The organism is Pseudoalteromonas sp. SR45-5, from assembly GCF_014163565.1.
In the GTDB taxonomy this organism is placed as follows: Bacteria; Pseudomonadota; Gammaproteobacteria; order Enterobacterales; family Alteromonadaceae; genus Pseudoalteromonas; species Pseudoalteromonas distincta.
The window spans coordinates 1-8,652 of sequence record NZ_JACJDN010000105.1 but is presented as its reverse complement, the minus strand read 5'-3'; the positions used below and the strand labels follow the sequence as shown (position 1 = coordinate 8,652).

The following is an 8,652-nucleotide window of genomic DNA, read 5'->3' as shown; positions in this document are numbered from 1 at the left end:
GATAAGCACACGTATAAACACACCACTATGGGCTTTTTTAAAGACATAGAAGCCATGCCTGATCAAATGGCCTATGGTAAAGAATTTTTTGCTAAGTTTTATAAGCCTGAGTATGTGTCACTTGTCATCGTGGGCGATGTAGACCCACAAGCAACAATGGCAATGGTTAAAAAGCATTGGGGCAGCTGGAAAAAGGGTAACTATGTTGCTGACATTAAAGCAGAACCTGTTCAACAAGCACCAAAATATTTACACCAGCAAGATGAAGCGCTACCAGGGCATTGGTTACTCGTATCGTACAAAGGCGCTGCGTGGGAGCCTGCTAAAAAAGACAGAGCGGCGCTTGATTTAATCTCTCAGCTTTATTTTTCTAGTAATTCAGATTTATATCAAGAGCTAGTGGTCGACAAACAAATTGCCAGCCAAATGTTTACCTATAACCCAGAGACTAAAGATCCGGGTTTATTACACGTATTTGTTAAAGTAGAAAACGCAGGCGATTTAGCCACTGCGCGCGATGCCATTAATCGAACTTATGCAAAAGCACGCACTGAGCTTGTTGATGAGCAAAAGCTAAGTGATTTAAAATCGAATCTTAAATACAGCTTTATTAATGGCTTAGATTCGTCGCAAGCGATTGCATCAACCCTTGCCAGCTACATGCATTTTGAGCGCGATCCTGAGGTTATAAACCAGCTGTATAAATCGGCAGATAACATCACCAGCGCAGATATTAAAGCCGTTGCTAGTAAATACTTTACTGATAACGCACGTACCACATTAACAATGTCGGCACTTGATAAAGCCCCAGGTTTTGAGCAAGAAGTTAATTTAAATGCGCTTACTGCAAAGCTTGAACAAGCACCTGCGGCACCTGCATTTAAAGTACTTGATAAAACCAATAGCTCGCCGTTAATCGATGTTAACTTTTTATTCAATACCGGCGCGGCTGCCGACCCTCAAGGCAAAAAAGGTGTTGCAGCGCTCACTGCGGCAATGCTTGCACAAGGTGGCTCAGAGGCGACAAGCTATAAAGATATTCAAAAAGCACTTTATCCGCTTGCAGGTAGCTTTGGTTATCAAATAGATAAAGAAATGCTGTCGTTCCAAGGGCGTATTCATAAAGACAATGCAGCGCAGTGGTATTCACTTGTGAGCGATCAATTATTAAACCCAGGCTTTAGAGACGATGACTTTAAACGCCTTAAAAAAGAAATGATCGATGGTATTAAATCAGGCTTAAAAGCATCTAACGATGAAGAGCTAGGCAAAGAAGTGCTATACAGTGCACTTTACAAAAATCACCCTTACGAAAGTTACAACTACGGTGATATTTCGGATTTAGAAGCGTTGACGCTAGATGATGTTAAAGCGTTTTATAACAGCGAGCTTACGCAATCTAAACTCACGGTTGGCTTAATTGGGGCTGTGCCTGCAAACCTTAAAGCTAAAATGATGAGCGATTTTGCAACGCTACCAAAAGGTGAGCAAAGCCGTTTAAGTATTCCTGATGCGCCAGTGCTTAAAGGTCATCATGCAACTATTGTAGAAAAATCGGCACAATCGACTGCTGTATCGTTTGGTTTTCCTATTGATACAATAAGAAGTAGCGAAGACTGGACAGCCCTTTGGCTTGTGCGTTCGTACTTTGGTGAGCACCGTAGTTCTAACAGCTTTTTATATGAGCGCATTCGTGAAACTCGCGGCATGAACTATGGCGATTACGCATACATTGAATACTTTCCACGTGGTATGTTTCAAACCAAGCCAGATGCAAACCTAGGGCGCTCAGAGCAAATATTTCAAGTGTGGTTACGCCCACTTCGCTCTAATAACGATGCGCACTTTGCAACACGTACCGCCTTGTTTGAGCTAGATAAGCTAATTAAAAATGGTATGAGCGAAGGTGATTTTGAAGCTACGCGTAACTTTTTAATTAACTTTGTGCCGCAAATGGTTGCAAGTCAAAATCGCCAATTAGGTTACGCGCTTGATAGCGAATTTTACAACACTGATAACTTTGTAAGTTACGTAACTAATAAACTTAAAACGCTAACGCTTGCTGATGTTAATCGCGTTATTAAAGAAAACTTACAAACAGACAATGTTCACTATGTATTTATTACTGGTGACGGCGCTGATATGCAAAAACGTTTAGCATCGCAGCAAACATCACCAATGGTTTACAACACCGATAAACCTGCCGAATTAGTGGCTGAAGATAAAGTGATTGCTGATTATAAATTAGCAATTCCTGCAAAAAATATTGAAGTGATGAAAGTCGATAAAGTATTTCAATAATTTAAGTGTTTTTTAAGCGTTAAAATAATGCCTCGGTGCTATAAGCATCGAGGCATTTTTATTATTTAATAATGAAACTTAATAAACAGTTATACCTAATAACCAGAACAAATAACTAAGGGATTAACACCTTAGTGGTTAAATCCGTTAGACTTGGGAAAAGGCTATTTTATATCAACTTAAGGCAGTGCAGTATTATGCGTCATGCAATTTGGCAACAGCTTCGCGACGAAGCTAACGATGTAGTAAAACGTGAACCATTATTAGCAAGTCATGTTTATTCATGTGTTTTAAATCATGATTGTTTAGGTTCGGCATTGAGCTTTATTGTTGCTAATAAGTTGGCTGATGCGGTGGTATCTGCATTCACTATCCGAGAGCTGTTTGACCAAGCATTTGTAAAATGTGACCGTATGCTATCTTTTGTTGCTGAGGATATTAAAGCGGTAAAAGACCGCGATCCGGCATCAGAAACCTATCTTACGGTTATATTAAATCTAAAAGGTTTTCATGCTATTCAAGCGCACCGTTTGGCTAATTGTTTGTGGCAACAAAATCGCAAAGAGTTAGCGCGCTTTATTCAAAGCCGTAATTCTGAAGTGTTTGGGGTCGATATTCACCCAGCATGTAAAGTGGGTAAAGGCATTATGTTTGACCACGCAACCGGTATTGTTATTGGTGAAACAGCGGTAATTGAAGATAACGTATCAATTTTGCAATCTGTAACGCTTGGCGGTACAGGTAATGAGCAGGGCGATCGTCATCCTAAAATTAGAGCAGGCGTATTAATTGGCGCCGGCGCTAAAGTACTTGGTAATATTGAAGTAGGTGAGGGCGCACGAATTGGTGCGGGCTCAGTTGTGCTTAGCAATGTTCCACCACACACAACCGCTGTTGGCGTACCCGCTAAAATTATTGGTCGACCGGATTGTGAGTGTCCGGCGCAAAGTATGAACCAAAACTTTTTAGCAAATCCTGAGCCTGAAAACGAATCGCACACGAGTGCAATGCTATAAGTAATAAAAAATAATAAAACTTAAAAGGAATTAACATGAACAAGAATAGTTTATTGACTCTAGGGATTGGGTTTATTGCGGGTGTAGGGTTAACTTGGGGCTACTTTAATGCAGCTTCAAGTTATCCGGAATCTGTTAAGTCGCAGCCAAGTTATGAGAAACAGAAAAAGCTTCATACTGAACAACAAAGTAATGAGGTATTGAGTAATGCAGACTCTGCAGTACCTGAGCAAGTCGCTAGTATAGAGCCCGCTGAAGACACGCCTACAACCAATTCAGAAACCCAAATGCTTGATGAACTACCTTTAGAAGAGCAAGTAACTCAGCTTAAGCAGCAACTCGCCGAACAGAAAGCGGCGCTCAAAAGTGTTTTAAAGAAAATGAGGGGCCCTTCAGATTTTGAGCAGATTTTACGTGATAAATTTGAAAATCAAACGCGCGATGAAGAATGGGCTTATCGTACTGAAATGGCATTACAAGATTTTTTATTAACAGCTGATTTATCAATTATTCCTGACGTTGTTAGTGCAAAATGTAAAAAAACAGTATGTGAATTTGAACTTGCCGCCCCCATTGATAATGACACATTTGGTAATGCTCAATGGCGAGAGCTAAACGATAAGTTGATGGAACAAGAGTTTTGGCAACAATTTAAAAGCACTACCTCCACATCGAGCGATAGCGAACTTAAAATGTTGCTAAGTACAGAGCTTTAAATAATTTGTGATTCTATAGAGCCATCGACTAACTCTGTAACTAAAACATCGCCTGTTTTAATTTGCCCCACAGATTTAACTACTTTTCCTTGCTGTGTTTTAGTGATGCTATAACCGCGCGCTAAAACATTAAGCGGACTTACCGAGTCTAACCTGCTTGCTTGCAGTGCTAAGCTATTATTCGCTTGTTGTAACTGATGCTGTATAGCTTGGTTTAGCCTAGCTTGTAATTGCGAGAGTTGATGGCTTGCTGAAGCGAGTTTTTTATCAGGTGATTGGCGCATCAAACGCGGCGTTAAGTTATTGAGTGTGCGTTCTTGCTGGTATAAACGATTACGCATAGTTTGTTGCAGCGCAATGCTTAGCTCATCCAAACGTTGTGATTTTTGATTAAGCTGATTACGCGGATGACACAAATTAAGGCGGTGTTGTAACTGCGTTGCTAATGCGCGTTTATCGGCAATACCGTGCTTAAACGCGTTAGCTAAACGATTAACTAATTGTGTTACTTTGTTGTGTAACTCTTGCGTATTTGGGCTTACAAGCTCAGCTGCGGCTGATGGAGTGGCTGCACGAACATCAGCAACGTAATCGCTAATGGTTGTATCTATTTCATGGCCTACTGCACTTACTATAGGTAATTCACTTTCAAAAATAGCTCGTGCGAGCTGTTCGTGATTAAAACACCATAAATCTTCAAGTGATCCGCCGCCTCGTCCTAAAATAAGTACGTCAACTTCATCACGAGCATTAGCTAATTCAATTTGATTAATTAAATGTAGGTGTGCTTCTTTGCCTTGTACCATAGCAGGGTAAATGATTACCTCTAGCTGCGGCGCACGGCGTTTAAGTACCGTTAAAATATCTTTTATAGCAGCGCCGGTTGCTGAGGTAATAACACCAATACGATTAATGTTTTGCGGAAGTGGTTTTTTATACGCAGAGCTAAATATTCCTTCGGCGGCCAAACGCATTTTAAGCGCATCGAATTCTTGTTTTAGCTGACCTTCGCCGGCCGGTTCCATATGCTCAACAATAAGCTGGTAGTCACCGCGAGGTTCATAAAGTGATACACGCGCTTTTACTGTAACTTGCGCGCCATTTGCAGGGCGATAGCTTTGATTGCGATTATTCCCACGCCACATAGCGGCTTTTATTTGTGCTTTATCGTCTTTTAACGAAAAGTACCAATGTCCAGATGCAGGGGTAATAAAGTTAGAAATTTCGCCCGTGAGCACTAAAGATGCAAAACCTTGCTCAAGGATTGTGCGAATTTCTCTATTAAGGCGCGACACGGTGTAAACCGTCTGCGAAGGCTTCGAAAACATAAAAAACAACCTAAAACTATTTATTGCACTACTTTATCATAAATATTTGCGAAATATTATTTACTCATGCCAACAACGCTGTTAAAATTTGGCCGCAATTCCTTATCTTAGATCCACATGTGAGAAGTTGCCAAAATGCTTAGAATCGCTAAAGAAGCTCTTACCTTTGATGACGTACTTTTAGTACCTGGTCATTCTACTGTTTTGCCACACACGGCAAATATTTCAACTCGCTTAACGCGTGGTATCAAACTTAACTTGCCGCTTATTTCAGCATCTATGGATACTGTTACAGAAGCTCGTTTAGCTATTGCCCTTGCGCAAGAAGGTGGTCTTGGTTTTATTCATAAAAACATGACTATTGAAGAACAAGCGAAAAACGTACGTAAAGTTAAAACCTACGAAGCAGGTATTGTTTCATACCCTGTAACGGTCACTGCCGATTTAACAATTGCAGATGCAATTGAGCTTTCGCACGAAAAAGGTTTTTCAGGTTTTCCGGTTACCGACAGCAATAATGTGCTTGTAGGCATTGTTACTAGTCGTGATATGCGTTTTGAAACTAAGCTTGAACAGCCTGTTTCTACCGTTATGACCAAAAAAGAAAAGCTTGTTACCGTTAAAGAGGGCGCAGCACGCGAAGAAATTTTAGGCTTAATGCACGAACACCGCATTGAAAAAATCCTTGTTGTTGATGATGAATTTAAACTCAAAGGCATGATCACAGTAAAAGATTACCAAAAAGCCCAAGACAAACCTGACGCATGTAAAGATGATCAAGGTCGTTTACGTGTAGGTGCTGCTGTAAGTGTTGGCGCAGGTACTGATGAGCGTATTGCTGCATTAGTAGAAGCGGGTATTGATGTTTTACTTATCGATACATCGCATGGTCACTCTCAAGGCGTTATTGACCGTGTTACTAAAACTCGCAAAGAGTACCCAGACTTACAAATTATTGCCGGTAACATAGCTACCGCTGAAGGTGCTATTGCACTAGCTGATGCCGGAGCGGATGCAGTTAAAGTAGGTATCGGCCCTGGTTCTATCTGTACTACACGTATTGTTACCGGTTGTGGCGTTCCACAAATTACCGCTATTTCAGATGCTGTTGAAGGCTTAAAAGGTCGCGACATTCCTGTTATTGCTGATGGTGGCATTCGTTTTTCTGGTGATATTGTTAAAGCACTTGTTGCTGGTGCATCGTGTGTAATGGTGGGTTCTCTTCTTGCTGGTACTGAAGAAGCGCCAGGTGAAGTTGAATTATACCAAGGTCGTTACTACAAGTCATACCGCGGTATGGGCTCATTAGGTGCGATGGATCAAAAAGAAGGTTCATCAGATCGTTACTTCCAAAAATCAAACGAAGCAGACAAGTTAGTACCTGAAGGTATTGAAGGTCGCGTAGCTTACAAAGGTCCTATTGCAACGATTATTCATCAGCAAGTGGGCGGCCTACGAAGCGCTATGGGCTTAACGGGTTGTGCAACAATTGAAGAGCTAAATACAAAACCACAATTTGTACGTGTTACTTCAGCAGGTATGGGTGAGTCGCACGTTCATGATGTGCAAATCACTAAAGAAGCACCAAATTACCGCTTAGGTTAAGCAGCGTAATTAATTTAATATACTGGGCTTGCTTTGCAAGCCCTCTTTTTAGTCGTTTACATTAACAAACGGCATTTAGCATCAGACTTTACGAGATACTCCATGAGCAAAGATATTCACGATTCACGAATTCTCATTTTAGACTTTGGTTCACAATACACTCAATTAATCGCCCGTCGTGTGCGTGAAATTGGTGTTTACTGTGAACTTTGGGCATGGGATGTGACTGAAGAGCAAATCCGCGAGTTCAACCCACAAGGTATTATTCTTTCTGGTGGTCCAGAATCAACAACACTTGAAAACAGCCCGCGCGCTCCTGAGTATGTATTTAATGCAGGCGTGCCTGTGCTAGGTATTTGCTACGGCATGCAAACAATGGCAGCTCAACTTGGCGGAAGTGTACACAGCTCTGATAAAAAAGAGTTTGGCTACGCACAAGTTGAAAAAGTAGGCAGCTGTGCATTATTTGATGCAATTGAAGACCATATTACTGATGGCGGCAACGGCATACTTGACGTATGGATGAGTCATGGCGATAAAGTAATGGACATTCCAGCTGATTTTACAACAACAGCTAAAACATCTACTTGTCCACATGCTGCAATGTCTAACGAAGAAAAGCGTTTTTACGGCGTACAATTTCACCCAGAAGTAACGCATACTCATCAAGGGTTACGTTTGCTTGAGCGTTTCGCTATTGATATTTGTGGCTGTGAAAAATTATGGACTCCTGCAAAAATCATCGATGATGCTATTGAGCGTATTAAAGAAACTGTAGGTGATGACGAAGTCATTTTAGGTCTATCTGGTGGTGTTGATTCATCAGTTGTGGCTATGCTTATTCACCGTGCAATTGGCGCAAAGCTAACATGTGTATTTGTTGATAATGGTTTACTTCGTTTAAACGAAGGTCAGCAAGTTATGGACATGTTTGGTAATAAATTTGGCTTAAACATTGTTAAAGTTGAAGCTGAAGAGCAGTTTTTAAATGATTTAGCTGGTAAGTCAGACCCAGAAGATAAACGTAAAGCCATTGGTCACACGTTTATTAATGTATTTGATGAGCAAGCCAAAAAGCTTAAAAATGCGAAATGGTTAGCGCAAGGTACAATTTATCCTGACGTTATTGAATCTGCGGCATCTGCCACAGGTAAAGCGCATGTTATTAAATCTCACCACAATGTGGGCGGATTACCAGATGACATGAAAATGGGCCTTGTTGAGCCATTGCGTGAATTATTCAAAGATGAAGTGCGTAAAATTGGTCTAGAACTTGGTTTACCGTACGACATGCTTTACCGTCATCCTTTCCCTGGACCAGGCTTAGGTGTACGTGTACTTGGCGAAATCAAAAAAGAGTACTGTGATTTACTACGCCGCGCAGATGCGATTTTCATCGAAGAGCTACACAAAGCTGAGCTTTACCATAAAGTAAGCCAAGCGTTTACTGTATTCTTACCAGTTAAATCGGTAGGGGTTATGGGCGATGCACGTAAGTACGATTGGGTTGTATCACTTCGTTGTGTAGAAACAATCGACTTTATGACAGCACGCTGGTCACATTTACCATATGAGTTTTTAGGTGTGGTTTCAAACCGTATCATTAACGAAATTGATGGTATTTCTCGTGTAGTTTACGATATTTCAGGGAAACCACCTGCAACTATCGAATGGGAATAATTAATT

At 41.0% G+C, this 8,652-nt stretch carries 6 protein-coding genes; 5 read left to right on the top strand and 1 reads right to left on the bottom strand.

Translation table 11 applies throughout. The features are described from left to right. From H5072_RS06135 to H5072_RS06125, 3 genes are all read left to right on the top strand, one after another. The coding region (locus H5072_RS06135; RefSeq protein ID WP_182693005.1) for a pitrilysin family protein at positions 1 to 2,301 on the top strand (2,301 nt) is incomplete at its 5' end. A 197-nt stretch (positions 2,302 to 2,498) separates the two neighbouring features. Then, the gene (cysE, locus tag H5072_RS06130) at positions 2,499 to 3,317 is read left to right on the top strand and encodes a serine O-acetyltransferase (RefSeq protein WP_002958786.1); all 819 of its coding nucleotides are present in this window, start codon (positions 2,499 to 2,501) and stop codon (positions 3,315 to 3,317) included. Between the two features lie 35 nt (positions 3,318 to 3,352). Next, on the top strand, positions 3,353 to 4,033 hold the full coding sequence (locus H5072_RS06125) for a hypothetical protein (protein WP_182693004.1): 681 nt from the start codon (positions 3,353 to 3,355) through the stop codon (positions 4,031 to 4,033). On the opposite strand, the gene xseA is transcribed toward H5072_RS06125, so the two are convergent. Further along, positions 4,030 to 5,361 carry an exodeoxyribonuclease VII large subunit gene (xseA, locus tag H5072_RS06120; protein ID WP_182693003.1) on the bottom strand — a complete coding sequence of 444 codons (1,332 nt, stop codon included), beginning with the start codon at positions 5,359 to 5,361 and terminating at the stop codon, positions 4,030 to 4,032. The two genes, H5072_RS06125 and xseA, sit on opposite strands and share 4 nt — an antisense overlap. Before the next feature lie 135 nt (positions 5,362 to 5,496). Here xseA and guaB point away from each other — a divergent pair, with 135 nt between their 5' ends. Both guaB and guaA read left to right on the top strand, forming a co-directional pair. Continuing rightward, entirely contained in the window at positions 5,497 to 6,966 is a 1,470-nt protein-coding gene (gene guaB / locus H5072_RS06115; RefSeq protein ID WP_002958783.1) for an IMP dehydrogenase, read from the top strand. A gap of 102 nt (positions 6,967 to 7,068) precedes the next feature. Then, the gene (gene guaA / locus H5072_RS06110; protein WP_002958782.1) at positions 7,069 to 8,646 is read left to right on the top strand and encodes a glutamine-hydrolyzing GMP synthase; all 1,578 of its coding nucleotides are present in this window, start codon (positions 7,069 to 7,071) and stop codon (positions 8,644 to 8,646) included. Positions 8,647 to 8,652: the final 6 nt, after the last annotated feature.